We start from the raw sequence: 26,989 nt of genomic DNA on the forward strand, positions 1-26,989 counted from the left end.
TCGTCGTTCTGCCGGAACCGATTCCGACAGCGACGAGTCGACTACACCGCGCCCACGATCTCAAATGCATGAAGGTTCACAGTCTATGCTTTGGTTGCATGCTCGACCTCCGCGTCTTCGCCTCCTTCGTCGCCGTCGTGCAGGAGGGCTCCATCTCGCGCGGGGCCCAGCGCACCGGTATCACGCAGCCCGCCATGAGCCGCCAGATCAGCGGGCTCGAACGCGACCTCGGCGTCGAGCTCCTCATCCGCGGGCCGGGGCCGCTCAGAACCACGCCCGCAGGCGCGAGATTTTACGAACGCGTAACAGATCTGCTCTCCCACGCCGAGAACGTGATCGGCCGCACCAAGCAAGAGGGAGGGGAAGGGGCGCGCACCCTCCACGTGGTCGCACCCTCCGCCACGATCGACTCGGGTATCGTGCCGTTCCTGGTGTCACGGGGCACGACGGCACCCCTGCTCGACTGCGAACCGGCCGACCCGTTCCTCGTCTTCGACATCGCCACGGCACGGAACGCCGACATCGCGATCTCGACCAGGAACCCGCCCCCGGGCTGGGAGCGGATGCGCCTCTCCGACGGCCTCGTGCGGGCGCACATGCCGCGGCGGCACCCGCTCGCCGGCCGGGCGTCGCTCACGCTCGAGGAGCTCTCGCCCGAGCCGCTCATCCTGCTCACGCCCAACAACGCGGCGCGGCGGGTGGTCGACCACGCGGCATCGCAATCCGGGATCGAGTGGCAGCAGGCGCCACTCATCGTGCGGCACCCCTCGGTGGCGGCCGGGCTCGCCGCGGGCGGACAAGGGATCGCGCTGCTCACCGACGACTCGGCCCGGGGATGCGTGGCCGTGCCGGTCGTCGGCCCCGACGGTCCGCTGCTCGTGCCCGTCATCGCCGCGTGGAGCGCCACCCATCCCCGCCGCGAGTACATCGAGACGGTGCTCGCCGAGCTCGTGCGCTTCCTCGACGTGCGGCACCGCCGTATCGTGCGCGCGAGTCGCGAGTGAACTCAGTCGGGGCCGTTCACCCCGATTCGGCCGCGACGCAGCCCCTGCGACAGGCGGTGGGCGGGGCCCTCGACGACGCGCTGGAAGACTACGGCGACGGCGAGGCACAGAAGGAGCGACACCCCGACCGTGAGCGGAACCGGACCCGCCAGGCGCGCCGCCGCGATCAGGACGGGCTCGTGGATGAGGTAGAGGCTGAACGAGATCGTGCCGAGCCACAGGAACGGCGGGCTGGAGAACAGGCGCTGAAGAACCGGGTCGAAGCCCACCACCAGCGTGACGACGACGGCGGCCAGGAGCGAGGCGACCGCATCGGCGCCCACGGCGAGGGCGTTGACGACGCTCGGCGTGAAGCCCGCTCGGAGGAGCTGACCGGTCGCCCAGGGCTGGCACGCCGCCGCCGCGAGTGCCGCTACGGCGATCGCGGTGGCGGGTCCGCCCGAGACCACGCGCCGGAACCTCGCGATCGCGGAGCCGAGGCGCTCCCATCCGAAGGCGAGCCCCACGCCGATCGCGAACATGGGCAGGTACTGGAGCAGGGCCGAGCCGATCGCGGCGCCCGCGGCGCTCGTCACGACCCCGGCCGCCACGGCGCACCACCAGGGCGCGCGCCTGAGCACCGTCACGTACAGCACCAGCAGCATCGAGAACAACACCTCCCACTGGAGGCTCCACAGCGGCGACAGGTTACCGCTCACCCCGCTCACGAGCGTGAGGTCGGCGACGACGTCGGTGACCCTGAACCGCTCGGGGTGGGTGTCGATCCAGGGTCCGAATCCGGTGCCCGTGCGCGGGACGAGCAGCATGGTGACGATCGTGAAGGCCACCGCCGCGGCCACCGGGAGGTAGAGCCTCACGAGCCTCGAGAGCAGGTACGGGCCGTACTCGAAGCCGGAGCGCTGCGCCAGGCGGGTGAGTACGAGGCCGGAGAGCACGAAGAAGAGCCAGACCGCACGCCCGCCGACCGCCGACCCGGCCTCCACGAGCTCGGCCGGCACCGGCCACACGAACGTGGGGTCGCCGAGGAGCACGAGCCGGGCGTGGCCCACCACCACGACCACGGCCGCGAGACCGCGCAACCCGTCGAGCGAAGCCAGTCGCATCCCTGCCCCGTCGCTCTCGTTCGCCGATCGGCGACGCGGATGCGCCACCGCGCACGCAGACGAGAGCGACGGATAGGGATGGAAGCCGGGTCAGGTGCTCAAGCAGTATGACACAGCCCCCGAGACTTCCTCACCTCAGACGGTCTCGCGCGGGGAGACGGGACGGGCGTGCGCCAGGGTCCACTCCAGGGCGTAGTCGGCGACGGACTCCCAGCCGGGGGCGCCACAGGTCCAGTGATCACGCCCCGGGAACTCGTGGTACTCGGTCAGCGCGGGCGACTTGCCCCAGTGCTTGGCGTTGGACTTGTTGACCGCCGGCGGCATGATGTGGTCGGAGCCGCCGCCGATGAACAGCAGGGGAGCGCGGTCGACCGAGAAGTCGACCCAGGTGGCCTGGTGCCCGGGCTGGAAGTTCGCCAGCAGCCCGTACGCCCACACCCAGTTGCCGGGCGCGGCGATCGCGTAGCGCTCGTAGGCCGCATCCGACTCCTCGCGGCTCAGCGTATTCGTGAAGGCGTAGTGCCACTCGTCGGGGGTGAAGCCCACCGCACGGTGGTAGTTCGCCGGGTTCTTGAGGGCGGGGAAGAGCGATCGCGCCTGCGAGAGCGGCGTCACGCGCACACCCTCGACGGGGGCGGAGTCGATCGCGGCGCCCGCGACACCGAGGCCGCGGGCCAGCAGCATCTGCGTGAACAGGCCGCCGAAGGAGTGACCCATGATGATGGGCGGCGTGGGCAGCGCCTCGATCACGCCGGCCAGATGGTCGAGCGTCTCGGGCACGGTCAGCTTCGCGATCACCTCGGGGTTCTCGCGGAGCTCCTCGACCTCGATCTCGAAGCCCGGGTAGGTCGGGGTGACGACGGTGAAGCCCTGCGCCTCATAGCGGGCCTTCCACTCCTCCCAGCTGCGCGGGGTGACCCAGAGGCCGTGGACGAGGACGATGGTGTCGGGGGCGGTGCTCATGTCGGTACCTTTCGTGAGGGTGGAGTTGCCGGTGGATGCGGTCGGTGCGGTGCGGTCGAAGGGCGGCGGATGTGCGTCGTCAGCTGCGGAGGAACGCGAGAAGATCGGCGTGGAGGCGGTCGCGCTCGGTGTCGGGCAACCCGTGCGCTCCCCCCTCGTAGACGAGGAGGCGGGCACCGGGCACCAGCTCCGCCGAGAGCCGGCCGCTCAGCTCGAAGGGCACGATCTGGTCGTCGTCGCCGTGTACCACGAGCGTGGGCACGTCGACGTCGGCGAGGTCGGCCCTGAAGTCGGTGGCGCTGAACGCCTCGATGCACTCGTAGGCGTTGCGGGTACCCGAGGCCAGCCCCTGCGACCAGAACGCGTCCCGGGTGCCCTGGGGCACATCCGATCGCCGGTTGTGCCCGAAGAAGGGGCCGTCGGCCAGCTGCCGGTAGAGCTCGGAGCGGTTCGCCGCCTCGCCGGCGCGGAGGCCGTCGAAGACCTCGGGCGGCACGCCGCCGGGGTTGTCGTCGCCGCGGCGGAGGAACGGGGGCACCGCCGAGACGAGCACGAGACGCGCCACCCGCACGCTGCCGTGGCGGGCGAGGTAGCGCACCACCTCGCCGCCGCCCGTCGAGTGGCCGACGAGCGTCACGCCCGACAGGCCGAGCGCGGTGAGCAGGCAGTCGAGATCGTCCGCATAGGTGTCCATGTCGTTGCCCGACCAGCTCCGGGTCGACCGGCCGTGGCCCCGCCGGTCGTGCGCGATCGCCCGGTAGCCCTCACGGGCGAGGTGGTGCGCGGCGGCCTCCCAGGCGTCGCCGTTGAGCGGCCAGCCGTGGCTGAGCAGCACCGGCTCGCCGTCGTCGGGGCCCCAGTCGCGGTAGAACAGGCGGGTGCCGTCGTCGGTGGTCACGTGCGGCATGGGCGGCCCTCCCTCGGTGTGCGATCAGACAAGCGGATGCGGGCGGGCCGCGCACCACGTGAAGCACGTAGTCGTGCCGTCGCGGTGTGTCACCGGGACTACGAGGCTCCGAGGGCGGGCGGGGTTTCGGCGGTGTCGTCGCGACCGCTACCGTGAACGCATCGACCATTCCGAGCTCCTGGGGCGCGCCGCGGAACGAGAGCGACTCCGCGCGCTGCTGTCGAGCGCCCGCAACGGCAGCGGGGGAGCGGTGCTGCTGCACGGCGAGCCCGGCGTCGGCAAGACCTCGGTCGTGTCGGCCGCGCTCGACGACCTCGAGGGATTCCTCGTACTGCGGGCCGACGGTGTCGAGGTCGAGACCGCCGTCGCCTACGGGGCACTGCAGCGGCTGCTCCGTCCGTTGGCGCGAGACGTCGACGAGATCCCGGAGGGTCAGCGCGCGGCCCTCGGAGTCGCGCTCGGGCTCGAGGAAGGGGAGCCGCCGCAGCTCGCCCTCGTCGGCCTCGCCGTGCTCTCGGCGCTCGCGCGCGCGGGAGACGCCCGCCCGGTGGTCTGTGTCGTCGACGATGCGCACGACGTCGACGCGGAGTCGCTGCTCGCCCTGGGCTTCGTGGCGCGCCGGCTCGCGGCCGACGCCGTGTGCATCGTGCTCGCGTCCCGCCCGCACGAGGTGGTGGACCGCATGCTCGCCGGGGTGCCGCGCATCGAGCTCGGCGGGCTCGACGACGAGTCGGCGGCCGCCCTCCTGCAGCGATCCGTGGAGGGCAGGCTCGACGCGACGGTGGTGGACGGGTGCGTGAGCGCCACGGGCGGCAATCCGCTGGCGTTGCGCGAGATGGCCGCCGGCAGGAAGGCCGAGCAGCTCACCGCCACGGTGCTGGGCCACGCGCCGCTCCCGATCGGGCGCCGGCTCGAGCAGGTGTACACGGCGCGCATCCGGTCGCTGCCCTCCGGCACCCGCACCTGGCTGCTCATCGCCGCCCTCGAGTCGACCGGATCGACCGCCGTCGTCGACGAGACGGCCCAGGCGATGGGAGTGACCGACGACGCGCCCGCCGCCGCCGAGGAGGCAGGGTTGGTGACGGTGCGCGACGCGATCTCGTTCCGGCATCCGCTCATCCGCTCGGCCGTCTCGCTGCAGGCGACCGACTCGGAACGGCGCCGCGTGCACCGGTTGCTCGGTGAGGTGGCGACCGCACGGGGGCGCGACGGAATCGCCGCCTGGCACGCCGCGGCGGCCGCGGCAAGGCAGGACGAGTCCATCGCCGCGGCGCTCGCGGTCGCGGCCGACGACGCCGGCGCCCGGGGAGGGATGCTCTCGCGGGCACAGCTGCTGACGCGCGCGGGGGAGCTCAGCCCTGACGCGGCCGCTCGCCACGAGCACTTCGTGGCGGCGGCCGAGGCCGCGATCAGCGCGGGTGCAGCCACGCTCGCCCTGCAGATGCTCGATCGAGTGGAGGTGGCGTCACTCGACGACGTGGGGCGCGGGCGCCGGCTCATCGTGGAGGCCATGTGCGGCATGTTCCTCGCCGACTCCGATGCGCTCAGGGCCGGAATGGCGCGGCTCATCGAGGCGGCGTCGCTGCTGCGCGGCACGGCACCCCACCTCGCACGGTATGCGCTGCTGCTCGCCGTGAACGCGGCCACCGTCACCGAGGAGAGGGCGACCGGTGCGACGCCTGCCGACGTGGCGGTCGCGATCCGCTCCCTTCCGCCCGCGCAGGCCGACGCGAGCGGACGCGGCGATCCCGCAGCCGTGGTGCTCGATGCGGTGGCGTCGTTCGTGCTCGATCCCTACGAAGATGCCGTGCCGCGGCTCCGGGCCGCGGTCGCCGCCCTCGACACGCTGCACGACGACGAGGTGGTGCGCTTCGCGTTCGCGGTCACCGTGCCGAGCCTCGCGCTCTGGGACTGGGAGGCCGCAGCCCGTCTGCTCAAGCGGGTGGTGTCTGTGGGTCGACGGCGCGGGGCGCTGCGCGAGGTCGACGGGGCGCTGTGGATCCTCAGCGCCGTCGAGATCAGCCGCTCCGACCCCGCCTCGGCCGCCGCCTACATCGCGCAGTCGATCGAATTGCGCCGCGCCCTGGGATCGGCCGACGATCAGGCCGTCAACGCGGCACTGCTGGCGTGGCAGGGCACACCGGCGGTCGTGGTCGATCAGATCGCCCACACGCTGCGCGAGGCCGGATGGGGAGGGGTCGCCCGGATGGCGGTGGCGGCCGTCGCGGTGCAGGACATCGCCGAGGGGGCGGCCGAGCCGGCGTTCGAAAGGCTGCGTGGGCTGCTGCGGCAGCCCTTTCTCCAGGCGTCCTTCCACCACTACGCCGAGCTCGTGGAGGCCGCGGTGCGCAGCGGGAACCGCGGGGCGGGAGAGGAGGCGGCGCGCGCGCTCGGCCGGTACGCCTCGGCGAGCGGGTCGGCGGTGGCGGCGGGGCTGCACGAGAGGGCCCGTGCGCTGCTCGCCGACGACGTCGCCGTCGCCGAGCGGCACTTCCTCGCGTCGCTCGCGGCGCTCGACCGGCCTGGGCACCTCGGAGACCGCTCGAGAACGCGACTGCTCTACGGCGAGTGGCTGCGGCGGCAGCGGCGTCGCGCCGAGGCCGCGGTGCAGCTGCACGAGGCGCTCCGCGGGCTGACGACGGTGGGCGCGGAGAGGTTCGCCGCCCGTGCTCGGCGGGAGCTCGAAGCCGGGGGAGTGCGGGTGGTGGCTCCGGCCGACGCGGCATCGCCTGAGCTCACGGCGCAGGAGAGCGAGGTGGCCCGGCTGGCCGCGCGAGGCGCCACGAACGGCGAGATCGGGGCGGCGCTCTTCATCAGCGCGAACACGGTCGACTACCACCTGCGCAAGGTGTTCCGGAAGCTCGGCATCTCGTCGCGGCGGCAGCTGGCCGATCGTATGAATCGGTGATTCGTCAAGATAGCTTGACAATTCACATCTCCCGAACTATCCTCAGATGATGGATCCCGCTCTGGACATCCGCCGGGCCGCGGCCGATTTGAAGGCGTCGGAGAACCGCCTTCGCGAGTCGGTCACGGCCGCCCGCGCCGCCGGAGCATCGTGGCGGGAGATCGGCGATGCGCTCGGGACGAGTCGCCAGGCGGCGTTCACGCGGTTCGGCGACGAGACCGGCCGGTCCGGCGATCAGCTCGCACTGCGCACCACGCAGCTGTTCGAGTCGCTGTCCGCGGGCGACTACGAATCCGTTCGCACGATGATGAGCTACAGCTGCGCGCGGGCGCTCACCAAGCGGAAGCTGCTGGGCGCCTGGGCCGATGCCGTGCGCGCATCCGGAGCCTTCGTCGGCTGCGCGAACGCCGTTCCCCAGCAGCCCGACGGCAGAACGCCGATCGAACGCTGGGCGCATCGCCAGCTGGTCACCCACGTCTTCCAGACCGCGCTGCACTTCGCTCGCGACGACCTCACGGGCCGCGTCGCCTACGACTCCGCCGGCCGCGTGATCGGCATCCTGATGCTCGCGGACGACGCTCCGGACCGCCTCTTCTGACAGATCGATTCCGAACCACCGATAATGCACATTATGTCAACAAGAATGAGCATTATTGCATCTGATGCAATCGCACCATTTCAGTCTCGGCGCGTCTTGCCTCTCATCCCCCACGAGCCGAGATGATCCGACTGTGAGCGATGACTGGTTTAGAGGTCCCGAGTGGGACGCAGACACCCGAGATTTGTTCGAGTCCAAGCTCCGAAGAGCTCTCAGGTCAAATCGTCAACAGTATCTGAGGATCAAAGCGCTCGGACTTTTGGGCGGCGGTCGTGAAAGCGATGCCGTAGAGCTGTTTCATCGATCGATCGCCGAAGGCACATACTTCTTTCAAACCGTGTCGGCATGGGAGAGCCTCGGGGAGATCGCTGCGCATCGAGGCGATCGGGAAGAAGCGATCAAGTACTTTCGAAAAGTCATCATCGAGCAACCTTCGCTCAGTGGCACATCTGGTGCGACCGAGATCTCTCTCGCCGAAGTCCTCCTCGACTCAGGGCGACCAAACGATCTCGACGAGTCTCGCGCCTTACTCGATTCGTGGATGAGCCGCGACCAGTTGAAGTTCAACTCGACCCTCTTCCGCTGGCACCTGGCTCAAATTCGGATCGCTGAGCGTGTTGGCGATCGTAATGCTGCCCGCTCGCTGGCATTGAAGGCTCTCGAGTTGGCAGCCAGCGGACCCCAACTCCCCCGCCACAAAGACGTCGGACTGGTGAAAGTGGAGAAGGCCACGCTCCGACATCTGAAGCATCTTAGTAGGTGAGTATTTTTCGACACTTTAGTCATCGTGCATCAAATGCAATAATCATGCAACTGATGCACTGCGGAGGCCTACGATGACCGTCGATTTCCGAGGGATTGCTTCTCCCCCGCCTCGGATCACTCTGCTTCACCCTGAGGATCAGATCGTCCAGGAGATGCTCGATGGGTGGCGGAATCAGCAACTGTCACGGGCGTTGAGTTTCCAAACGATCGCGCAGCGGGAGCAGATCATTACCCGCTTCCTGGCCTTCACGAATGAGCATCCCTGGAACTGGTCACCCGCACTCGTCGACGAGTTCTTCGGAGATCTCCGCTCCACGAGCGGGGTCAAGCAGACGACTCTCCGGAACTATCAGAACACATTGAGCCTGTTCTGCGGCTACGTGAGCGACCCCGGCTACGGCTGGACGAGGGTCTGCCTCGAGCTGTTCGGCACTCACCCGACGCAGGTCTGCTTCGAGTGGAACACCGCGACCCACGTTCAGGAGGCCGAGGCAGGCCCGGGCAAGCGAGCCTTCACAAAGGTCGAGCTGCAATCGCTGTTCGACCGCGCCGACGACGAGACGATCCGCATCGCCCGTCACAACAGGAAGGGGTGGCTGCCGGCGTTCCGAGACAGTGTCGTGTTCAAGATCGCCTATGCCTACGGTCTTCGCCGCAACGAGGTCCGTCACCTCGAGACCGTCGATTTCACCCGCAACCGGCACGCGAGGGAGTTGGGGTCGAAGGGTGTTTTCAACGTCCGGCACGGCAAGGCGATGAAGGGTTCGGCGCCGAAACGCCGCAGTGTTCTGACGGTGTTCGATTGGACGCCCGAGATCCTCGACGAGTGGGAGGAACGCGGCCGCACCCGGATGACCGATGGCCACGAACTGTTGCCGAGCGAACGCGGGACCCTGGTCGCCGAGGCAGCGTTTAGCCCGAGGTTCCGCCGCTACCGTGACGAGCTCGCCCTCTCCCCCGGACTCGATTTCCATTCGCTGCGCCGCTCTTACGTCACGCACCTGATCGAGGACGGCTACGACGCTCTCTTCGTCCAGCGGCAAGTCGGCCACGAATACGCCTCGACCACGGGTCTCTACACCTCCGTTTCCAGCGACTACCGCACCCGAACACTCCGCCGCGTGCTCGACCAGACCATCACTGACGCCCTCAACAGGAAGGCCCCCACACCATGACCAGCCGTGCCGTCGACTACCAGTGGCACCTCACCGAGCTCATGGCCCGCAACGCGATGCACAACACCACCGACCTCGCCTCCCACCTCACAGAACGCGGCATCACCCTGTCGGCCTCACAGGTCTATCGCCTCGTCACGAACCGGCCTGAACGCATTTCCCTGCCGATCCTCTCGGCGCTCTGCGACATCTTCGGCTGCACCCCCGCCGAACTCATCACCGTCACCGCCGAGAACGCGAAGCCCACCAAGAAGATCGTGAACTCCGAAGTCATCGACCTCAACACCCAGGTCCGCCCACGACGGGCACGCGTCGTCAGCGATGACTAAGCAGCAGCCAAGGCCGGCTGAACGACGAGGTCGGCCCCGCTCGACCGGGAACCTGCACTGCGACCGTTGCGGCCGCGACTGCAACAGGATCGCCGCCCGCTGGCCCGACAGGGATCTCTGCGGGATCTGCTTCACCGCCGCCACCAACACCCGCGGAACCTGTCCCGGATGCGGCGTCGACCGGATGCTGCCCGGACTAGACACGCAGGGCCGGAGCATCTGTGTTGAGTGCGCCGGCATTCCTACCCAGTTCCACTGCGGGACCTGCCGCGAAGAACAACCCCGCTATCGCAAAGGCACCTGCGCCCGCTGCAGCCTCCGCATCGACCTCGCAGGTCTCCTTATCCCCGACGGCGCCGCGAAGCCAACCGCGATGGCGCTCTTGGAATCGCTGGTCACCGCCGACCGTCCCGAGAGCATCATCACCTGGATGCGACACCCCGGCGTGATCGACGTCCTCACCCAGCTCGGAAGCGGCACCCTCTCGCCCACCCACGAAGCCTTCGACGCACTCCCTCCCGGCCGCCACATGGAACACATCCGCGCCATCCTCATCGACACCGGACAACTCCCGCCCCGAGACGACGCCCTCGCCCGCTTCGAACGCTGGCTCGCCGACAAACTCGCACCGATCACCGACGCCACGATGCGCCGCCCAGTCGAACAATTCGCCCGCTGGCATCACCTCCGCAGCATCCGGAAACGATCGTCCGCCGACACGACCAGCCAAGCCGCGACTCACAACGCGAAACAAGAGATCACTGCAGCGATCACCTTTCTCGCCTGGCTCACGGACGACGCCAATCACACACTGTCCACCTGCACCCAAAGCGACATCGACCGCTGGCTCTCGAGCGGACCAACGACCAGATTCAACATCCGCACGTTCATCATCTTCGCCGTGGACGAACGACTCAGTCCGCCACTTGTCGTCCCGCATCGATCCGCGCGCAGCAGCAGGCGCCTGACGCCAGAAGACCGATTCGACGGCATCCGGAACTGTCTTGAGAACACAACCATCCCGGTCTCCACCCGAGTTGCGGCCCTGCTCCTGCTGCTCTTCGCACAACCACTCTCACGCGTCTGCTCACTCACGACCGATGCCGTCCAAAGAGAGCCGAACGGCATGACCATCACCTTCGACGCCCAGCCCAACGAGCTCCCGGCGCTCTTCGCCACTCTGATCGATCAGCACCTCGCCCACCGCTCACCAGCCAGAACAAGAAATGCCGACCACTCCCCCCTGGGTCTTTCCCGGAGGCAAGGCCGGCCACCACATCACCCACAGCTATCTGCTCACCCAGATCCGCGAACTTGGCCTCAACCCACTCGCCACCCGAAACCGGGCCCTCGACGACCTCGTCACCGCCATGCCCGCACCACTCGTCGCAGAACTCTTCGCCTACAGTTACCAAGGCACCACAAAACACGCCAACGAGAACGCAGTCGAGTTCGCTCGCTACACAGCCGCCCGCCAAGAATTTCGGTGAATCGTTGGCCTCATAGCGCCGATGGCGGGAAGGAACTCTCCTCCCAAATCAGACCTGACTCTGACGCCTGCGATTCAAGAGCATCGCGGACTGTCGTGATTCTGTCCTCCGGGCACGCAAGCGCAATCAACTTCTCCGAATAGACGTCGATGAGACAGCCGAGTTCCCGATACTTCTCGGCAACCGATTTCCACTTCGTAGTAAGCGCCTCATCTTCACCAAGCCAGATCCGGAACGCTCCGAACGAACCCCGCTCGCGAATCTCGTTCACAACAAGTGAGCCCTCTGCGGAGCGGATCACGCTCACCCTGTCACCAAAGGCGACCCCATAGGCGAGGGCTGGAGCAGCACGAACCTCGACGAGCCCGGTCTCAGTGAGCCGGCCGTTCAGCGCTTCCCAGATTTGGTCCCCGTCGCCCTCCCTAGGGAGAGCGAACCAGACCTCGGAATCGGACTCCGCAGCCAGTGGCGATGGCACGAGTTCCCGCCCAGACCACTCCGCAGTTTTGCTGGCATGACGGCGATAGATCGGCATCTTTGGACTCTGACGGGCGGCCTCGATAGCTATACGCCAGGGATTACCATGGACTCGAATATTGCTCGCTACCAGCACTACGGATTAGCAGCCGGCTAGTCGCCGAGGTCGTGCAGGAATTCCCCCCAACGCGTGTCGGCGTCAGCTCCAGAGTCGAATTCACCCAGCCATGTGTCGAAGGCCGGCGTGCCCAGAATCTCAACCCGCAGAATGTGGTGGGTGCCGTCTCGGTGCACTTTCGGCACGACCGAGACGACGTGTTCGGGATTAATCCACATCCGTGCGCTTCCAGCAGGACCGTCCCTGTCAGGCAGTGGAACGAATCGCGGCATAGCGCCAACTGTGCCGCTCCTTCACGCCTTCCCGCAATACCGATCATCGCAGCCGGCAATGGCGCGGACCGGCCCGTGGGTGCGTGGTCGGAATCGTTGATGCCAACCACGCACCGTAGTACCCGCAACCGACTGCCTCCGCGCCACGAACCGAGCAGCAATGACTCAGGCGGGGCCACCGCCCGTTGCAACGTCGATAAGTACCTTTCCTGTGACGTGACGCTCCACTGCCAGGTGCGCTGCCGACGCTTGGGAAAGCGGAAACCTCGTTATCGGCAGACCTGCATCCGAGCCTACGTTCAGGGCCCCGCTCGCGACGGCTAATCCGACGGATCGGAGTGCAGCCTCCTTCTGCACCTGGGCCGTCGTATAGGTAAGAATGAAAGAAAATTGCACATTCTTTGTCATCGCCTGATACGAAGGAACGCGCGTCTCGCCGCCACCCGCCGTGTAGATAGAGATTCCCCCGTGCGGGGCGATGACGGACATGTCCGTAGGCAGATTGCTACGAGCATTCACCTCGACGATGATGTCCACTCCCCCGGGACGCACTCGCTTTATCTCATCGCGAATGTTTCCGTCCCGATAGTTGATGACATGGTGCGCTCCGGCAGTTCGCGCGAGAGCCTCCTTGGTGGAGTCACCCACGGTGGTGATTACCTCCGCGCCGGACCACACTGCGAGTTGTACGGCACTGTGCCCGACGGCACCGGTCCCGCCCTGGATGAGAACGGTCTTCCCACGCAGCGCACCGGGTATGAGTTCGGCAGGACCATCGGCGAAGCTCGTTAGGGCCCGGTGTGCCGTCAGCGCAGGGATACCCAAAGATGCACCCAAGTCGAAGGTGGCTTCGGCGGGGAGATGCTCAACCTGATGGGACGGCAGGACGACGTATTCCTGCGTGGTGCCTTCATGGCGCCGCCAGGCCGCATCCCACACCCAGACGCGATCACCGACGGCGAAACCCTGGACATCATGGCCAAACGCATCGACGACGCCAGCGCCGTCCTGGCCGGGAACATGAGGCTCGCGGAAGTGCTGTATCTTTCCGGTGCGACTGCGGCGTGCATCAATGTCTGTCGGGTTGACCCCAGCGACCTTGATATTGACCCGAATGTCAGTTGGGCCGACATCCGGGAGCGGACGGTCGATGAGCTCAAGGACATCAGCGTCGCCCGGTTTGAAGTGGACGATTGCATTCATGCGGAGGTCTTCGTCAGCCGGATCGGAGCCGCGTGCACCTGAGCCCGGACGATGAGATAGGGCCCGACACGATCGTCCACCCCGTTGAACAGCGGCGACCGAGGCAGCTGATTCACGCTCAGGTACAGGTTCCCATCCGCAGCCAGAGCGAGAGTGTCGGGCCACAGCAGCTCGGGGCCGTGCATCACGGTCGACCAGACACCGCGGGCATCGAGCTTGAGGACCGCGGAGTGCTCGTAGGAGGTGACGTAGAGGTTGCCGTCGGTGTCGGACTCCATGCCGTCCGACGCGCTCTTGTCGCCGTGATCGGTGACGGTGGCGGCCACGAGGTCCTCAGAGAGCTCGCGGTCGAGCAGAGCGGCGGTGGACACCGAGTACAGGCGCCTGCTCGACAGCGGCGAGTACCAGAGACGGGACCCGTCGGCGCTCAGGGCGATACCGTCCGCCCCGACCCGGTAGCCCTCGCGGACCACCCCCTGGACGACCGCCCGGAACTGGTCGACGGCTTTGGTAGACGTATGCCCCCTCAGCCGGGACCACGATTCTCCTGTGGCGAGGTCGACGACGATCAGGGCCCCCACGGCCTGGGAGTCCGTGATGTAGGCGACGCCGGCGTCTCCGCGCGAGAAGTCGAAGCGCACGTCGTTCAGGTATGTGGTCGCCGTCATCGCGTCCTGCGAGGGTTCGATCACCCGGACGACCCTGTTAGTGCTGAGGTCGATCTCCACGAGCTTCGGGCCGTGTGAGACGAAGGGCTCGAAGCTCGGCGCGCCCGTGTCGAGCAGCCACAGGTGACCGTTCGGATCGACGATGACGCTCTGCACCGAGACCAGGCGCCCCGAACCGTCTCCCTCGGTCCAGGTGTTGCTCTCGAGGTCCGGATACGCGATGGGCCTGCCATCGACGATCTCGGCGACGGTGAAGGGGACGTCGTCGCCCCACCGCGGGAACGACACGAAGAGACGTCCGTCGTCCGCCACCGTCAGTCCAGTGGGCATGTTATCCGCGATCTCCGCGACCACGTCGTAGTCGTCGGCGACCCAGGATCCGAGCGAGGTAGGACGGTTCATGCGAAACTCCTTCTGTTGTCGGGCCGGCCACCATGACAATCGGTTCGGGGGTTGATGAGGTAACGGCCGGCTCAAGGCGGGTGAAATGGACCGTCCGACGCGGGTTAGGCCAGTGGCGGTTGCGAAGGTCCATACGGGAGACGCTAGAAGTGATGACCGTGGTCAGCCTGCTCTCTCCAGGGCTATGCAGTCCCGGAGCGCTGTCGGCACGGGCAACCTAACCCCGGCATGGCCAGCTTGCATACAAGACAGAGACGGGGCGGACGCGTTGAGCGCCACACGATCGGATCTCACCTGCACTTCGTTCACGGCGACTTGCCCGCCACATGCTCGCCATGATCGCCACCGCTGCGACTGTGTCACTAGCCATCTACACGCGCGAATGGGAATGTGAAAACTGGTCGCGGCGTCCGCCGTCTACGGCACTGCTCACGCTCCACATCGCAGTCATTTGACCGAAGCATCACCGGTCGCCGAATGAGATGATCTCCAGTGGGCATTCGTGATGAATAAGGAATCGATGGGCACGGGATCACCATTAGGCGACTATCTGAAGGCGCGGAGAGCTTCTATGCGCCCCGAGGACGTCAATCTGGTCGCAATCGGACAGCGGAGAGTCGCTGGACTACGTCGCGATGAGGTGGCGCGTCTCGCCGGCATCAGCCAGGAGTACTACATCCGCCTTGAGCAGGGTCGCGACCATCAACCCTCAGATCAGGTGCTGCGGGCGCTGGCTCGGGCGCTGAGGCTGGGCAGTGACGGCGTTGAGTACATGCATCGGCTGGTTCGAATACAGTCCGGAGGTGTAAGGCTGCAGGATTCGGAGGAACTCGCAGCGGCCGTAGATGAGGGTCTGCGATCGATGCTGGCGCAGTGGCCCTCCACGCCCGCGATGATCGTGGACCGGAATCTTGGTATCCGAATGTCCAATGAGTCGGCGCGTTCCGAACTGCCCGGTCGATGGGAGCCCGGATCCAACGCAGCTTTGGTCGTGTTCGGCGACGACTGGAAGCGATGCGACCTGCAGTGGGAGCGTTCAGCTCGGACGACTGCTGCTGCTCTTCGCTACTCGAGCGACCCTGGTGACCCAGAGCTTCATGATCTGGTTGGTGTCCTGTCGCTGCGTGACGCCACGTTCCGTGGACTGTGGGGAAACCATCTGGCTGCCCCACCGGTGGTGACAGAAGTCGATCTCGTGACCTCAGATGGGGAAGAGTCTTCGTTCACGCAGCAGGCGTTTCAGGTGCCGGGTGACCGGGGACTTGTCCTGATCGTTCTTCATCGCGGACAGCTGGGACAGGCTGCGCGGAGCGCGTAACCAGCGTCAGTCCCGCGCCACCGCGGGCTGGCCCGGCCTTCGCGCGAACAGTAGGACACCGAAAAGCAACGCAGATGTCAGCATCATCACCGAGAGAAGCCGGAGCTGATCAGCTCCGTGGCCTCCGGAGAATGCGATGCCACCGAGTGCCGATGATGTAATCGCTCCCAGGTACATGAACGCGCGCAGCAACCCGGCTGCTGCCCCCAGCTTCTCTTGGTCTGCAAGCTCATAGACAGCGCTCTGTGTTCCGACGTTCACGAGGCCCTGGGGTATCCCCATTACGATCGCGATCAGGATCAGGTACCACAACTCGGCACCGTCGCGGACCAGAAGCAGCATGATCACGCCCACGATCTGAGCAACGGCCGAGACCACCAACTTGCCTCTGAAGCGCTTGCTCCTGCCCGTGACAGCAGCGATGAGCAGTCCGGATGCGAACGACGGAAGGAGGATCAGCCCGGCGACCGCGGGGCTGAGTCCCCGTCCACCCTCCAACCATTGAGTGAAGCCGAAGATGAACGAGTACGTGACGATCGCCGACAGGAACATCTGCAGATAGACCACGAGCAGCTGTCCGCTCCCGGCAAGGACACGTAGGTCGATGAACGGATCGACGGTCCGGAGTTCCCTCGCGACGAAGCAGGCGGCGGCCGCAACGGCAACCACGAGCAGCCACAGCCCGATTGCGGAAGGCTGCTTGATGAAGATGAGGATCGTCACGAGCGTGACGGTGAAGAGGAGGACGCCGACCACATCAACGCGCGGACCAGCACCGGTGCCGGTTCCCCGCGGTCGATCTCGAGGCAACCAGAGAACGCCGAGAATGAGGCTGAGTAGTCCAAGAGGGACGTTGAGAGCCAACGTGGCGCGCCACCCTCCGAGCTCTATGAGTGCACCACCCAGCGTCGGACCGACGACGGCCACGGTCTGGCCTGCGATCGCGAGAAGTGTCAGGACTGAGCCTGGCGTTGGCCGTCCGCTTCGTCTGCTCTCCTGACCCAACATGGCGATCGAGGCGGGGTAAGCCGCGCTTGTGCCAAGCCCGAGCACAACGCGAGCCCCGACCAAGACCCAGATCGTCGGCGCCAGCGCGCCGATGACCCCGGCCACCACTGTGAGGATGGCGCCCGCGAGGTACAGCCTGCGAGGACCGAGGGTGTCGGCGAGCCGGCCGGCGAGAGGTTGACCAACGGCGGTCGCGATGAAAAGGGCTGAGATGAGCCACGCCGTCTCATCGGCGGGGGCCCCGAGAGCCACCCCGATAGGCACCAGAGCGACGGCGATGATCGAGGTGTTGACAGGGTTCAGCACCGCCCCGATTACCATCGGTACGGCAAGACGCCGTGGAAACGGGGGTGTCTTCGGCTGATCGGCCATGGGGAAACTCTCTTCGGCGGCGCGGCGCCCCTCGGGTTGCGGCCAGGGGCACCGCGCTGGGCGTGCGGCTAGTTGTGCGTGGCGTCAGTCCAGGTGTCATCGGCGCTGATGCGCCGGAACACGGGGTTGTCGAGATGGGCAGCAGCGATCACGATCGACTCCTCCTTCGCCTGAGCGAAGAGGCGTGCTCGCTCGCTCGCCGCTCGGTCACGGTCGACATCCGTCATGAAGTGGATGCCCGAGTCGGTGAGCTGTCCCGGGTGCTCGATGAGGTCTCCGACGAACCAGAGCTTCTCGCCCTTGGACTCGAGTTGGATCATCATGTGTCCCGGGGTGTGCCCGGGGACGTGCATGGCTGTCACGCCAGGAAGCACCTCGACGTCCTCCGGCTCGTACGTTCGAAGAATGCCAGCGTTCTCGGCCTCATGCATGAGAACTCGTGCCGGGTCGTCCTGGGGGACGTTGTCGACGAGCTCCGCCCAGTCCTCGCGACCGAAGTACGCGGTCGCGCGCGGGAAGAACGGTTGGCCGTTCTTCATCAGCCAGCCGACGTGGTCGAGGTGAAGGTGCGTGATGAAGATGTGCTCGATTTCATCGACAGTGACGCCGGCGTCGGTCAGGGCACTCGGCAGCGCACCGGCGGAGGCCATGTTCGGGGGCGGGTCCTGGAGGTCGTTCGCGGCGGCGAGCTCCGGGGGGAAGGGGAGCACCAGTTCACCAGCCCCGGCGTCGATGAGGAAGGTACCCGCCGGCCCCTGCACGAGGTGGGCGCCGATGCGGATCTTGTGGGTTCCGTGATCGTCCAGCAGACCCGGATACTGCGAGAAGTCGGCACCGGGGTACGCGGACGGCGGCAGGTATGACGCACCGTCGGTGAGCACGGTGACGGTGAAGTCACCGATCTGGATCGTGTCGGCCATGTTGCTCCAATCTCTGTGACTGCCTTCGTGTCAGTCAATGCCATATCGACAGTGAGAGACTATGGCAGATAAACTGTCGTGATGGAAACCTCGAAGGTGACCCCCTCGGGGGGCGTCAGGGAGCGGATGCGTGACGCGATTCGTGCCGAACTCATGACAGCAGCCTTGGCTTCCATTCGGGAGGTGGGTTTCGCGAACACAACCGCGGCCGCAATAGCTGCAACGGTCGGAGTGTCCGAGCGAACCTTCTTCCGGTACTTCCCGACCAAGGAGGACGCCGTCCTGCAACGTGTCGAAGCAATGGGCCCCGCCATAGCCGCCGCGCTAGGCCGGCGGCCCTCCGCGGAGACAGCCTTTGAGGCGCTCCGCGGAGCATTCGATGTCGCCGTCGCCGCCGTCGCCGAGGACCCGACGACCATCGCCGTGATTATGAGCGTCAATCGGGCCGAGCCGGCGCTGCGGAGACGGCATCTTCAGCAGCAGGACGAATGGATCACACGCTTGCGGTCAGCCCTGCTCGAGCGATCACCTGACCGAGGGGACTCCCTTCTCGCCGGGATGCAGTGCGCTCTGATGTTGCAGGCCTGGGAGAAGGCGCTGCTGTCATGCTTCGAAAAGGATGACTTCGCCGTCATTGGTGCAGAGCTGGACCTAGCACTCGAGCAGATGCGAACCTTCCTGGGCCGCTGACTCAGGGGTGGCGCACGATCGACTCCAGCACAAAGCGGAGGGCCTTGCCCCTGTGTCGCGGCTCATCTGCGTCAGGACGGAAAACGGACGCTCCACCGATCATGGTCAGCAGCGTGATGATGTCGTCCGCGTCCAGGTCCGGTCGGACCAGCCCTGCCCGCTTCGCCGCAGAGAGCGGTTCCCGGATGATCTGTCCGAATCGGCGGTCGATCTCGCGGAGCACATGCTCCGGCGCGGTCCGGTTCAGCGCCGAGGCAAAAGGGAAGACTTCCTTCTGCATCGGCGCGGCCGCTCGAATGATCGCCACCAGCCTCTGCTCCGGCGGGAGATCCTGCCCCACCGCCGTCAGCCGATCGAGTGCTTCGTCGTAGAGCGCCACGAATAGGGCATTTCGATCCTGGAAGTGGCGATAGAAGGTACCCCTTCCTAGCGACGCCTTCCGAAGGATCACATCAATTGCAACGCCCGCCCCGTGCTCGGCGACGACCTCTCTCGTCGCAGCCAAGATCCGTGCGCGATTCGCCCGAGCATCGCTTCGCGAGCCTGGTCCTCTCGACTCAACCATGCACATAGCCAACAGCACCGGGCGTAGAGTTCGGAATCGGACACTTTCGTCCGTTTAAGATTGGAGCACCATGACAGCCCGTCTCGAGGGAAAGATCATCGCCATCTCCGGCGCCGCGTCCGGCATCGGACTGGCGACCGCCAAGCGCATAGCCAGCGAAGGCGCGATCGTCGCAATCGGCGACCTCAACACCGAACGCGCAGCCCAGGCTGCAGACGAGATCACCGCGTCTGGCGGAACCGCTCGCGCATATTCTGTCGACATTGGTGTCGAAGAGCAGATCCAGGCATTCATCGATTCGGTCGCGTCCGATTTCGGAGGACTCGATGGACTCTTCAACAACGCTGCCGACCTCAGGCCGAGCATGCAGTCCCAGGACACCGACGCCGTCACCATCCCGAACGACATCTGGTGGAACACCCTTACGGTCAACCTCACCGGGTACATGTGGAGCATCCGCTACGCAGTACCCCATCTCCTCGCACGCGGCGGGGGCAGCATCGTCAACACCGTCTCCGACGCAGTCTACTTGGGCGAACCTGTCAGGCTCGCGTATGCCGTCAGCAAGGCAGGAATCGAAGCCCTCTCGAAGAACACGGCGTCTCGCTGGGGAAAACAGGGCATCCGCAGCAACTGCGTCGCGCCCGGGGTGACCCTTACACCCGGCGGCATGGATCTGATGCCGGTCGAGATGCGCGAGTGGATGCTCAGCCTGATGCCCGCAGCACGTCTGGGCACACCGGACGACCAGGCGGCCGTCGCCGCGATGTTGCTCTCCGACGACAGCGCCTGGATGACGGGTCAGACGATCCGAGTCAACGGCGGCAACCAGCTCGGCACACCGCAGACCGACCCCCGAACTCGCTGAGCTCGAACGGGACTCGAGCGCCGGGGACCTCGTCAGAGCTCTCCCGACCCTCGAGTTCCGGGTTGGTATACATTGGCTACTTAGAGCTATTCTTATACCGGTAAGGAGCAACCTATGTCACTGCTCGCCGAACACGTGCACTCCCCTCACGAAGCCGCCTGCGATCGCAATGACGTGTACGCGGCGGCGTGTCCGTGCCGGGACATGCTCGATCTTCTGGCGAACAAGTGGACTGCGCTGGCCATCGGTGCGTTGGAGGACGGTCCGCTCCGGTTCGGGGAGTTGAAGCGCACGCTCGAGGGCGTCACGCCGAAGGTGCTGTCCGCGACGCTGAAGCGTCTGGAGAGTGCCTCTCTCGTCAATCGGGTCGTGTTCGCGGAGGTGCCGCTCCGTGTCGAGTATTCGCTCACCCCGTTAGGTGTGAGCGCGGCGTCCCCGCTCGCTCACCTGCGCGACTGGGTGAACGAGACCATCACCCGACACTGAGGAGCGGGAACGCCGCGTGGCAGTCAAGCCAGTCGGCCTCCGCCGTCGATGTGGATGGTCGTCGCGGTGAGGAACGGGTTGGTGAGTGCGAGCATCACCACGTCCGTGACGTCTTGAGGGGACCCGATGCGTCGCGCCGGGTTCGCAGCCGCGGTGGAGGCGAAGAATCGGCTTTTCTGCTCTGCTCCCATCGTGTCCCACGCCCCTGAATCGATGATGCCGGGCGAGACGGCGACGACGCGGATGGGCGCGAGTTCGACGGCGAGTGCGTCAGCGAGCCCCTCGGCGGCTCGATTCCCGGTCGCCATCACGACCAGATCGCGGCTGGGCCGGCTGGCCGCAACACCGGAGAAGAGAACGATCGCGCCGTCTTCCGGCATTGTAGGGGCGAAGTGCTTCGCGAGGAGGATCGGTCCGACCACCTTCGCGTCGAGTGCACGTCGCACGCGATCGACGTCAAGGGTCACGAGCGGTCCGTTGGCGTGATCGGCGGCCAGGGCGACGATCGCGTCGATCGCACCGAGGTCGGCGGCGGCGCGCTCGATTGACGACTCATCGGTCAGGTCCAGCGCGATGGCGCGGATGCCTGCGGACACCTCGACCTTCTCCGGATGTCTGCCCGCGATGACGACATCGGCGCCGTCGGCGACGGCCCGGGACGCGATCTCACGACCGATCCCAGAGCCGCCACCGACGATCAGGACCCGACGCCCTCGGAGCGACGTCACCGCCGTCCGATCACGGTGATGACACCGCGGGCAACGACGTGCGGGAGGATGTTGAACGACACGAAGGCCGGCGTGGCTTCGGCGTCGAGTCCGAGCTCGGTGATGCTGGCGACATCGAGGGCCTGCACGGCGATGGCGTAGTGGTCGGTCGCACCGGCGGGCGGCGCCGATCCGATGAACTGCGCAGCTCGTGCATCGTTCTTCACCGTCCACGCCTGGCCAGGAAGCTCGGTCACGCCGGAGGGCAGTTCGGTCGTGTCAGCGGGGAGGTCGACGACCATCCAGTGCCAGAAGCCCGACGGCGTGGGCGCCTCGGGGTCGTACACCGAGACAACGAAGCTCTTCGCCGCCTCCGGCGCACCGCTCCAGCTGAGCTGGGGCGAGCGATCTTCTCCGCCCGGCACGCCGAACATCGCGGAGTACTGCGCGGTCGCGAACTCGCCGCCGTCCTCAACATCGGCGCTGGTCAGGGTCAGCGCGGGAACGGCGGGCAGGTGATCGTAAGGAGTGGTCATAGTATTTTCCTTCTGGATTCGTGAGTGGGCCGACGCACGGGTGCGCACCGGACGTTAGTGGCGGCAGGGGGACGGTCGCGTCACTCGTCGGAGACAACGACCTTGCCGATCGCACGACCCGACTCGACGATCCGGTGGGCGGCGATGAGGTTCTGAGGGCCGATCGGCGAGAGACGCTCGGTGGCTGTCGTGCGGACGCGCCCCTCGTCGACGAGTTCGGCGACACGGTCGAGGATGCGGTGCTGCTCGATCATGTCGGCTGTCTGGCGGAGCGATCGAGCGAACATGAACTCCCAGTGCCACGACAGCGCCTTGCCCTTGAGGCTGACGACGTCGAGGTGGTGGGGGTCGTCGATAGCGACGATCTGCCCGAACGGCTTGGCGATCCGCACGTACGAGTCGACCGCGCCGGGCTTGGCCGATGCGGCGGTGAAGATCCAATCAACGCCGTCCGGCGCTGCGGCGAGGACGTTCTCCGCCAGATCCCCGGCGTGGTCCACGACCTCGTCGGCACCCAGCGACCGCACCCAGTCCTGCGTCTCGGGACGCGAAGCGGTCCCGATCACACGGACCCGGGGCGCGAGCACCTTGGCGAGCTGGATCATGATCGAGCCGACCCCGCCTGCAGCTCCGACGATCAGGAGCGTGCCCGAGCTCGTCTCGGTCAGCTGGAGCTTGTCGAACAGCGCCTCGTACGCCGTGAGAGCGGTCAGCGGCAAGGCGGCTGCATCGGCCCAGGAGAGGGAAGCCGGCTTGCGTCCGACGATACGCTCATCCACGGCCTGGTAGTGCGCGTTGGAACCGGGCCTGTCGATCGCTCCCGCGTAGTAGACGTGGGCACCCTCCTCGAACAGGGTGACCGACTCGCCTCGTGCGACCACGACGCCAGCCGCGTCGTATCCCAGCACGCGGAATCCGCCGGGGTTCGCGTGGGCGCGCTGCTTTACATCGACGGGGTTCACGCTGACGGCACGCACCTCGACGAGGAGGTCGTGGGGGCCGATCTTCGGTACCGGGATGGTGCTGGAGATAAGCGCATCCGGCGCATCGATCGGTCGGTTGGCGCTGTAGCCGACCGCCGCCATCGACGAGGGCAGCGGCTGCTCTGGGTTCCGTGTACTGGTCATGACCTCATGCTTCTCCCGGGATAGTGGTTACCCGCAAGGGCATCGAGTACCCCTTAGATACCGATGCACTGCGTCCACTTCGAGGATCGCCAGGTCGAGAGAGGTCGTCGTGCCCCAGAGAGGGCCACCACCGCGCTCAGGGTGGCGTCTCAGAGAAGAGGCGCTCGAGTGCGTGCGCCGACGCCGACCCGGGCGCCGCGTGGTAGATGACGAGGACGAGCCCCTCGGGGTCTATGGAGAGCTTCTCCCGCAGGAGATGGAGCCGGCCGAGCTCGGGATGGTCGATGAGAGCCGCGTCGGACCCGCCGATGCGCACCTCATGACGCGACCACAGCATCAGGAAGCGATCGCTCCGGAGCGACAGCTCCCCGACCAAGGACTGGAATCGCGGATCGCTGTAATCCGTGCCGATGTCGGCGCGGAGCTGGGCCACGACGGAGGCCGTGCTCGACTCCCAATCGGGATGGTACGACCGGGCGATCTCGTCGGTGAACAGCGAGATCAATCGATTCCGTCCGACCTGCAATGACGGCTCGAGGGCGGACGCCATCCGATTCACCGCCAGGACGTCTCGGTAGCGGTTCATCACGAACGCAGGGACGTTCAGGGTCTCGAGCAGCAGCGCGATCCCCTTCGGCACGACCGACGTCGACTCATGTGCACGGTCGGGCCGACGTCGTCCCCTGTCGCGTGCGAGCTCGTTCGAGTGAGCCCGGCTCTCTCGATCCAGGAGCAGCGCATCGCCGAGGGCGTCGAGGACCTGCTGCGAGGGATGCTTGTCTCGACCCTGCTCGAGCCGCAGGTAGTACTCCGCGCTGATCCCCGCCAGAGTGGCGACCTCCTCACGCCGCAGCCCCGGAACGCGACGGCGCGACCCGGAGGGCAGCCCGACCTCATCCGGTCGGATCAACTCGCGGCGAGCCCTCAGAAACTCTCCGAGCAGGTTGTCCTTCTCCATGCGATCACGATACGGCCGCGTGCACCTCGCGCACCGCTCAGCCTGCCCCCGCTTTTACTAGGTAATCCCGAGGCCTGGATGCCCCGCCGAGCCGGGCGCACGATGAGGTCGTCAACCTAAACGAAGGGAATCGAAATGGAACGACGTACCTGGCTGATCACCGGTGCCAGCAGCGGATTCGGTCGCCTGATGACCGAGCAGCTCCTCCGCCGCGGCGACCGCGTGGCCGCGACCGCACGACGCACGGAAGCCCTGGACGATCTCGCCGCCACCTACGGCGACGCGCTCTGGACCGCTCACCTGGATGTCACCGACACTGAGGAGCTCCGCGCCGTCGTCGAGCGCGCCTTCGCCGAGCTCGGGCGCATCGACGTGATCGTGAGCAACGCCGGCTACGGCCTCTTCGGCGCCGCCGAGGAGCTCTCCGACGAGCAGATTCAGGCTCAGCTGGCGACGAACCTGATCGCGCCGATCCAGCTGCTGCGCGCCGCGGTGCCGTACCTCCGTGAGCAGAACGGCGGTCGCATCATCCAGGTGTCGACCTACGGCGGCCAAGCCACCAACCCCGGAGCGTCGCTCTACCACGCGAGCAAGTGGGGCGTGGAGGGCTTCATGGAGGGCAATGCCCGCGACCTCGCCCCGTTCGGCATCGGGGTCACGATCGTCGAGCCCGGCAGCGCTGCGACCGGCTTCCGTGTCGACAGCTCCCAGCTCCCCACCCCGCTGGAAGCCTACGACGGCACCCCCGCCGCGATGAGCCGCGGCATCCAGAACCCGGCACTGCCTTCGGTCAGCGACCCCGAGAAGGTCGCCGCCGCCATCATCGCCTCGGTCGATGTGTCCCCGGCTCCGCTGCGCCTCGTGACCGGCAGCGACTCGCAGAAGTACATCCGCGACGCTCTCGCCGAGCGGCTGGCCGACATCGACGCGCAGAAGGCGAGCGCAGCGACGACCGATCTGGCCAGCGCATGACACCCACGGAATCCGACTCCCCTCGCGTGGCCGTCGTCACCGGTGGCACGCAAGGGATCGGATTCGCCATCGCGGCATCGCTGGCACAACGCGGATTCGCCGTAGCCATGCTCGGGCGCTCGATCGAGACCGGGAGCGCCGCGGCGAAGAGGCTCGGAGCCGGACACCGCTTCTTCTCGTGCGACGTCGGCGACGAACAGCAGATAGTCGACACGTTCGGCGCCATCGAGCGCGAGCTCGGACAGGTGCAGGTCCTGGTCAACAACGCGGGTGTGGGACGGGCGGCGTCGATCGACGACCTCACGAGCAGCGACTGGGACGCGCTCATGTCCGTCGACCTGAAAGCCGCCTGGCTGTGCACCCGCGCCGCGCTCCCCGCGCTCCGCGCCGGCGGCGGCTCGGTGGTCAATATCGCCTCCATCCACGCCCACCTGACCCGGAAGGGACTGTTCCCCTACGCCGCGGCCAAGTCGGGCATGCTGGGGCTGACACGATCGATGGCGCTGGAACTGGCCGCCGACGGAATCCGCGTGAATGCCGTGTGTCCCGGTTACGTGCGCACGCCACCCATGGTCGCGCAGTACCAGGAGCGCCCCGACCCCGAGGCGGCGTGGGAGCACCTTCAAAGCGTCCAACCCCTCGGGCGGGTCGGCGAACCGGAGGAGATCGCCTCGGTGGTCGCGTTCCTCGCATCACCGGAGGCAAGCTTCGTCACCGGCGCATCCTGGGATGTGGATGGCGGCTTGGGGGCGCGCTTTGCCACCTGAGAGACGGGCGCTCCATGTCGTGGAGTACAGCTGGACAAAAGACCGAGAATCAGCCGTCCGCGCCGCGTACCCGCGACACCGCGCCCATGTCGACACCCTCGAAGGCCTCTGGTTGATCGGCCTCCTCAACACCGAGAACGAGACCGACGAGCCGCTCGTGACGCGCGCGATGGCCGTCTTCACGGACGACCGCTCAGCCGCCGAGTTCGCGGAGAACGACCCCCTCTTCCGCGAGGGACTGGCCACCGTGACGGCCGAGACCGGTTGGAATCCGCTCGACTACGGGTCAGGCAAGGAACGGTCACTCTGAGCGCTGAAGGGTAATCGGCAGGTCGCCGCGAAAGCCCGTGTAGTCCCGTATGAACCGCTCCATCTCGAGCGTGGCCGGGGAGAGCTTCTTGCCGGCCACGTGAGCGATGACCACCCGCCTCACCGCGTGATCGTCTTCGATCGCCAAAGTCGCCAGCCCACTTTCGCCCACGAGCGACACACCCAGGGCGCTCATCACCCCCACACCCAATCCCGCTCGCACCATCGAAGCCAAGGTGCTCGGTGAAGCGACGAGTCGACTCGACGCCGGAACCACCCCAGCACGGGAAAGCAGATGACCGATCTCCGGCGATATCCCTCCGGCACTCCGTCCGTCACCCGGAGTGATGATGTCGAGCCCGGCGAGACTCGACAGGCCGACGCTGCCCTCACCTGCCAGGTCATGGCCGGTGTGGACCAGCACCAGGAGCGGCTCCGTCCACAGCTCGGTCCACGAGAGCTCCGGAAAGGACTCGACGTGGGCGCGAGGGATCAGAGCCAGATCGGCGGTGCCGGTGAACAGCAGCTCCGCGAGCGAAGCGGTCGGCATCTCGATGACATCGACGGACACGGCACGATGCAGGCGGGAGAACCGTTCCAGGACGTCGGGCAGCACCAGGCTCGCCACGCTCGAGATGCTCCCCAGCCGAACGGCGCCATACGCCTCGCCTCCCAGCGCGGCCACCTCGACGCGCGCCTTGTCGAAGCTCGACAGGATGTCCCGAGCATGCCCGAGGAAGGCCTCCCCCGACGCTGTCAGCGTGACAGGCCTTCGACTCCGCTCGACCAGCACGCTTCCGAGCTCACGCTCAAGGCTGCCCACGTCTGCGCTCACTCTGGACTGCGCCCGGCGAAGGTGCAAGCCCGCGCGGACGAATCCCCCATGCTCGACGACGGCGACGAACGAGCGAATCCAGCCGAGCTGCATAGCTCGACCCTACATCCGATTTTCGGATGTAGATGATCCGCATTGAGCGGGGTCCGCGCAAAGAGGCCGTCGATAG

The 26,989-nt window shown here is 66.8% G+C and carries 29 protein-coding genes and 1 pseudogene; 14 read left to right on the forward strand and 16 right to left on the reverse strand.

Features of this window, described 5'->3' with window-relative positions; all coding sequences use genetic code 11:
* Positions 1-98: 98 nt before the first annotated feature.
* Positions 99-1,004 (forward strand): LysR family transcriptional regulator, encoded by a 906-nt coding sequence (locus N1031_RS16300; protein ID WP_259480810.1) that lies wholly within the window; start codon positions 99-101, stop codon positions 1,002-1,004.
* 2 nt (positions 1,005-1,006) lie between these two features.
* Here the strand turns inward: N1031_RS16300 and N1031_RS16305 are convergent, their stop codons facing one another.
* The 3 genes from N1031_RS16305 to N1031_RS16315 form a co-directional block, all read right to left on the reverse strand.
* Positions 1,007-2,107 carry an acyltransferase family protein gene (locus N1031_RS16305; protein WP_259480811.1) on the reverse strand — a complete coding sequence of 367 codons (1,101 nt, stop codon included), beginning with the start codon at positions 2,105-2,107 and terminating at the stop codon, positions 1,007-1,009.
* A 135-nt stretch (positions 2,108-2,242) separates the two neighbouring features.
* A complete protein-coding gene (locus N1031_RS16310; RefSeq protein WP_259480812.1) occupies positions 2,243-3,070 on the reverse strand; it encodes an alpha/beta hydrolase in 828 nt (275 codons plus the stop codon).
* A 79-nt stretch (positions 3,071-3,149) separates the two neighbouring features.
* Positions 3,150-3,977 (reverse strand): alpha/beta fold hydrolase, encoded by an 828-nt coding sequence (locus N1031_RS16315; protein WP_259480813.1) that lies wholly within the window; start codon positions 3,975-3,977, stop codon positions 3,150-3,152.
* Between the two features lie 73 nt (positions 3,978-4,050).
* On the opposite strand from N1031_RS16315, the gene N1031_RS16320 reads away from it, so the two are divergent.
* From N1031_RS16320 to N1031_RS16340, 5 genes are all read left to right on the forward strand, one after another.
* A complete protein-coding gene (locus N1031_RS16320) occupies positions 4,051-6,885 on the forward strand; it encodes a helix-turn-helix transcriptional regulator (RefSeq protein WP_259480814.1) in 2,835 nt (944 codons plus the stop codon).
* A 49-nt stretch (positions 6,886-6,934) separates the two neighbouring features.
* A complete protein-coding gene (locus N1031_RS16325) occupies positions 6,935-7,483 on the forward strand; it encodes a DUF3887 domain-containing protein (RefSeq protein WP_259480815.1) in 549 nt (182 codons plus the stop codon).
* A 133-nt stretch (positions 7,484-7,616) separates the two neighbouring features.
* Positions 7,617-8,246 carry a tetratricopeptide repeat protein gene (locus N1031_RS16330; RefSeq protein ID WP_259480816.1) on the forward strand — a complete coding sequence of 210 codons (630 nt, stop codon included), beginning with the start codon at positions 7,617-7,619 and terminating at the stop codon, positions 8,244-8,246.
* Between the two features lie 73 nt (positions 8,247-8,319).
* Entirely contained in the window at positions 8,320-9,423 is a 1,104-nt protein-coding gene (locus N1031_RS16335) for a tyrosine-type recombinase/integrase (RefSeq protein ID WP_259480817.1), read from the forward strand.
* The gene (locus N1031_RS16340; RefSeq protein WP_259480818.1) at positions 9,420-9,752 is read left to right on the forward strand and encodes a helix-turn-helix domain-containing protein; all 333 of its coding nucleotides are present in this window, start codon (positions 9,420-9,422) and stop codon (positions 9,750-9,752) included. The genes N1031_RS16335 and N1031_RS16340 overlap by 4 nt, the downstream gene beginning before the upstream one ends.
* Positions 9,753-9,948: 196 nt before the next feature.
* On the opposite strand, the gene N1031_RS16345 is transcribed toward N1031_RS16340, so the two are convergent.
* Positions 9,949-10,821: a hypothetical protein gene (locus N1031_RS16345; RefSeq protein WP_259480819.1), complete on the reverse strand. Its 873-nt coding sequence runs from the start codon at positions 10,819-10,821 to the stop codon at positions 9,949-9,951.
* 157 nt (positions 10,822-10,978) lie between these two features.
* On the opposite strand from N1031_RS16345, the gene N1031_RS16350 reads away from it, so the two are divergent.
* Complete coding sequence (locus N1031_RS16350) at positions 10,979-11,242, forward strand: hypothetical protein (protein ID WP_259480820.1); 264 nt, start codon at positions 10,979-10,981, stop codon at positions 11,240-11,242.
* Positions 11,243-11,252: 10 nt separating this feature from the next.
* Here the strand turns inward: N1031_RS16350 and N1031_RS16355 are convergent, their stop codons facing one another.
* The 3 genes from N1031_RS16355 to N1031_RS16365 form a co-directional block, all read right to left on the reverse strand.
* Positions 11,253-11,777 carry a DUF4265 domain-containing protein gene (locus N1031_RS16355; RefSeq protein ID WP_259480821.1) on the reverse strand — a complete coding sequence of 175 codons (525 nt, stop codon included), beginning with the start codon at positions 11,775-11,777 and terminating at the stop codon, positions 11,253-11,255.
* Positions 11,778-12,274: 497 nt separating this feature from the next.
* Positions 12,275-13,312 (reverse strand): NADPH:quinone reductase, encoded by a 1,038-nt coding sequence (locus N1031_RS16360; protein WP_259480822.1) that lies wholly within the window; start codon positions 13,310-13,312, stop codon positions 12,275-12,277.
* Positions 13,309-14,382: an L-dopachrome tautomerase-related protein gene (locus tag N1031_RS16365; RefSeq protein ID WP_259480823.1), complete on the reverse strand. Its 1,074-nt coding sequence runs from the start codon at positions 14,380-14,382 to the stop codon at positions 13,309-13,311. The genes N1031_RS16360 and N1031_RS16365 overlap by 4 nt, the downstream gene beginning before the upstream one ends.
* A gap of 505 nt (positions 14,383-14,887) precedes the next feature.
* On the opposite strand from N1031_RS16365, the gene N1031_RS16370 reads away from it, so the two are divergent.
* Positions 14,888-15,700, forward strand: a complete 813-nt coding sequence (locus N1031_RS16370; RefSeq protein ID WP_259480824.1) for a helix-turn-helix transcriptional regulator — start codon at positions 14,888-14,890, stop codon at positions 15,698-15,700.
* Positions 15,701-15,706: 6 nt separating this feature from the next.
* On the opposite strand, the gene N1031_RS16375 is transcribed toward N1031_RS16370, so the two are convergent.
* Positions 15,707-17,080 (reverse strand): MFS transporter, encoded by a 1,374-nt coding sequence (locus N1031_RS16375; RefSeq protein WP_259480825.1) that lies wholly within the window; start codon positions 17,078-17,080, stop codon positions 15,707-15,709.
* Between the two features lie 68 nt (positions 17,081-17,148).
* Positions 17,149-18,000 (reverse strand): MBL fold metallo-hydrolase, encoded by an 852-nt coding sequence (locus tag N1031_RS16380; protein ID WP_259480826.1) that lies wholly within the window; start codon positions 17,998-18,000, stop codon positions 17,149-17,151.
* Positions 18,001-18,081: 81 nt separating this feature from the next.
* Between N1031_RS16380 and N1031_RS16385 the strand changes: the two genes are divergently transcribed.
* Entirely contained in the window at positions 18,082-18,690 is a 609-nt protein-coding gene (locus tag N1031_RS16385; protein ID WP_259480827.1) for a TetR/AcrR family transcriptional regulator, read from the forward strand.
* A 1-nt stretch (position 18,691) separates the two neighbouring features.
* Here the strand turns inward: N1031_RS16385 and N1031_RS16390 are convergent, their stop codons facing one another.
* Together N1031_RS16390 and N1031_RS20525 are read right to left on the reverse strand one after the other, a co-directional pair.
* Entirely contained in the window at positions 18,692-19,069 is a 378-nt protein-coding gene (locus tag N1031_RS16390; protein WP_259480828.1) for an SbtR family transcriptional regulator, read from the reverse strand.
* Positions 19,070-19,072: 3 nt separating this feature from the next.
* Positions 19,073-19,261, reverse strand: a pseudogene (locus tag N1031_RS20525) (TetR/AcrR family transcriptional regulator); the annotation flags it as partial.
* A gap of 64 nt (positions 19,262-19,325) precedes the next feature.
* Here N1031_RS20525 and N1031_RS16395 point away from each other — a divergent pair.
* Together N1031_RS16395 and N1031_RS16400 are read left to right on the forward strand one after the other, a co-directional pair.
* Positions 19,326-20,123, forward strand: a complete 798-nt coding sequence (locus tag N1031_RS16395) for an SDR family NAD(P)-dependent oxidoreductase (protein WP_259480829.1) — start codon at positions 19,326-19,328, stop codon at positions 20,121-20,123.
* A gap of 114 nt (positions 20,124-20,237) precedes the next feature.
* Positions 20,238-20,609 carry a winged helix-turn-helix transcriptional regulator gene (locus N1031_RS16400; RefSeq protein WP_259480830.1) on the forward strand — a complete coding sequence of 124 codons (372 nt, stop codon included), beginning with the start codon at positions 20,238-20,240 and terminating at the stop codon, positions 20,607-20,609.
* A gap of 23 nt (positions 20,610-20,632) precedes the next feature.
* Here N1031_RS16400 and N1031_RS16405 read toward each other — a convergent pair whose 3' ends face one another.
* The 4 genes from N1031_RS16405 to N1031_RS16420 all read right to left on the reverse strand — a co-directional run bounded on the left by N1031_RS16405 (position 20,633) and on the right by N1031_RS16420 (position 23,937).
* Positions 20,633-21,337, reverse strand: a complete 705-nt coding sequence (locus N1031_RS16405) for an SDR family oxidoreductase (protein WP_259480831.1) — start codon at positions 21,335-21,337, stop codon at positions 20,633-20,635.
* Positions 21,334-21,852: a YbhB/YbcL family Raf kinase inhibitor-like protein gene (locus tag N1031_RS16410; protein WP_259480832.1), complete on the reverse strand. Its 519-nt coding sequence runs from the start codon at positions 21,850-21,852 to the stop codon at positions 21,334-21,336. The genes N1031_RS16405 and N1031_RS16410 overlap by 4 nt, the downstream gene beginning before the upstream one ends.
* Before the next feature lie 80 nt (positions 21,853-21,932).
* Entirely contained in the window at positions 21,933-22,979 is a 1,047-nt protein-coding gene (locus tag N1031_RS16415; protein ID WP_259480833.1) for a zinc-binding alcohol dehydrogenase family protein, read from the reverse strand.
* 136 nt (positions 22,980-23,115) lie between these two features.
* Positions 23,116-23,937: a helix-turn-helix transcriptional regulator gene (locus N1031_RS16420; protein WP_259480834.1), complete on the reverse strand. Its 822-nt coding sequence runs from the start codon at positions 23,935-23,937 to the stop codon at positions 23,116-23,118.
* 135 nt (positions 23,938-24,072) lie between these two features.
* Between N1031_RS16420 and N1031_RS16425 the strand changes: the two genes are divergently transcribed.
* From N1031_RS16425 to N1031_RS16435, 3 genes are read left to right on the forward strand one after another with little or no spacing between them, the layout of a single operon-like run.
* Positions 24,073-24,909 (forward strand): SDR family oxidoreductase, encoded by an 837-nt coding sequence (locus N1031_RS16425; protein ID WP_259480835.1) that lies wholly within the window; start codon positions 24,073-24,075, stop codon positions 24,907-24,909.
* Positions 24,910-24,935: 26 nt separating this feature from the next.
* Positions 24,936-25,676, forward strand: a complete 741-nt coding sequence (locus N1031_RS16430) for an SDR family NAD(P)-dependent oxidoreductase (RefSeq protein WP_259480836.1) — start codon at positions 24,936-24,938, stop codon at positions 25,674-25,676.
* A complete protein-coding gene (locus tag N1031_RS16435; RefSeq protein ID WP_259480837.1) occupies positions 25,666-25,986 on the forward strand; it encodes a YciI family protein in 321 nt (106 codons plus the stop codon). Before N1031_RS16430 ends, N1031_RS16435 begins: the two co-directional genes overlap by 11 nt.
* Here the strand turns inward: N1031_RS16435 and N1031_RS16440 are convergent.
* A complete protein-coding gene (locus tag N1031_RS16440) occupies positions 25,978-26,913 on the reverse strand; it encodes a LysR family transcriptional regulator (RefSeq protein WP_259480838.1) in 936 nt (311 codons plus the stop codon). The two genes, N1031_RS16435 and N1031_RS16440, sit on opposite strands and share 9 nt — an antisense overlap.
* Between the last annotated feature and the right edge of the window lie 76 nt (positions 26,914-26,989).

It is taken from the genome of Herbiconiux moechotypicola (genome assembly GCF_024979255.1).
Taxonomy (GTDB): Bacteria; Actinomycetota; Actinomycetes; order Actinomycetales; family Microbacteriaceae; genus Herbiconiux; species Herbiconiux moechotypicola.

Coding starts and splice junctions, on each gene's coding strand:
- N1031_RS16300 (WP_259480810.1), top strand. CDS start 99: ATGCTCGACCTCCGCGTCTTCGCCTCCTTCGTCGCCGTCGTGCAGGAG.
- N1031_RS16305 (WP_259480811.1), bottom strand. CDS start 2,107: ATGCGACTGGCTTCGCTCGACGGGTTGCGCGGTCTCGCGGCCGTGGTC.
- N1031_RS16310 (WP_259480812.1), bottom strand. CDS start 3,070: ATGAGCACCGCCCCCGACACCATCGTCCTCGTCCACGGCCTCTGGGTC.
- N1031_RS16315 (WP_259480813.1), bottom strand. CDS start 3,977: ATGCCGCACGTGACCACCGACGACGGCACCCGCCTGTTCTACCGCGAC.
- N1031_RS16325 (WP_259480815.1), top strand. CDS start 6,935: ATGGATCCCGCTCTGGACATCCGCCGGGCCGCGGCCGATTTGAAGGCG.
- N1031_RS16335 (WP_259480817.1), top strand. CDS start 8,320: ATGACCGTCGATTTCCGAGGGATTGCTTCTCCCCCGCCTCGGATCACT.
- N1031_RS16340 (WP_259480818.1), top strand. CDS start 9,420: ATGACCAGCCGTGCCGTCGACTACCAGTGGCACCTCACCGAGCTCATG.
- N1031_RS16350 (WP_259480820.1), top strand. CDS start 10,979: ATGCCGACCACTCCCCCCTGGGTCTTTCCCGGAGGCAAGGCCGGCCAC.
- N1031_RS16355 (WP_259480821.1), bottom strand. CDS start 11,777: ATGCCGATCTATCGCCGTCATGCCAGCAAAACTGCGGAGTGGTCTGGG.
- N1031_RS16360 (WP_259480822.1), bottom strand. CDS start 13,312: ATGAATGCAATCGTCCACTTCAAACCGGGCGACGCTGATGTCCTTGAG.
- N1031_RS16365 (WP_259480823.1), bottom strand. CDS start 14,382: ATGAACCGTCCTACCTCGCTCGGATCCTGGGTCGCCGACGACTACGAC.
- N1031_RS16370 (WP_259480824.1), top strand. CDS start 14,888: ATGAATAAGGAATCGATGGGCACGGGATCACCATTAGGCGACTATCTG.
- N1031_RS16375 (WP_259480825.1), bottom strand. CDS start 17,080: ATGGCCGATCAGCCGAAGACACCCCCGTTTCCACGGCGTCTTGCCGTA.
- N1031_RS16380 (WP_259480826.1), bottom strand. CDS start 18,000: ATGGCCGACACGATCCAGATCGGTGACTTCACCGTCACCGTGCTCACC.
- N1031_RS16385 (WP_259480827.1), top strand. CDS start 18,082: ATGGAAACCTCGAAGGTGACCCCCTCGGGGGGCGTCAGGGAGCGGATG.
- N1031_RS16395 (WP_259480829.1), top strand. CDS start 19,326: ATGACAGCCCGTCTCGAGGGAAAGATCATCGCCATCTCCGGCGCCGCG.
- N1031_RS16400 (WP_259480830.1), top strand. CDS start 20,238: ATGTCACTGCTCGCCGAACACGTGCACTCCCCTCACGAAGCCGCCTGC.
- N1031_RS16410 (WP_259480832.1), bottom strand. CDS start 21,852: ATGACCACTCCTTACGATCACCTGCCCGCCGTTCCCGCGCTGACCCTG.
- N1031_RS16415 (WP_259480833.1), bottom strand. CDS start 22,979: ATGACCAGTACACGGAACCCAGAGCAGCCGCTGCCCTCGTCGATGGCG.
- N1031_RS16420 (WP_259480834.1), bottom strand. CDS start 23,937: ATGGAGAAGGACAACCTGCTCGGAGAGTTTCTGAGGGCTCGCCGCGAG.
- N1031_RS16425 (WP_259480835.1), top strand. CDS start 24,073: ATGGAACGACGTACCTGGCTGATCACCGGTGCCAGCAGCGGATTCGGT.
- N1031_RS16440 (WP_259480838.1), bottom strand. CDS start 26,913: ATGCAGCTCGGCTGGATTCGCTCGTTCGTCGCCGTCGTCGAGCATGGG.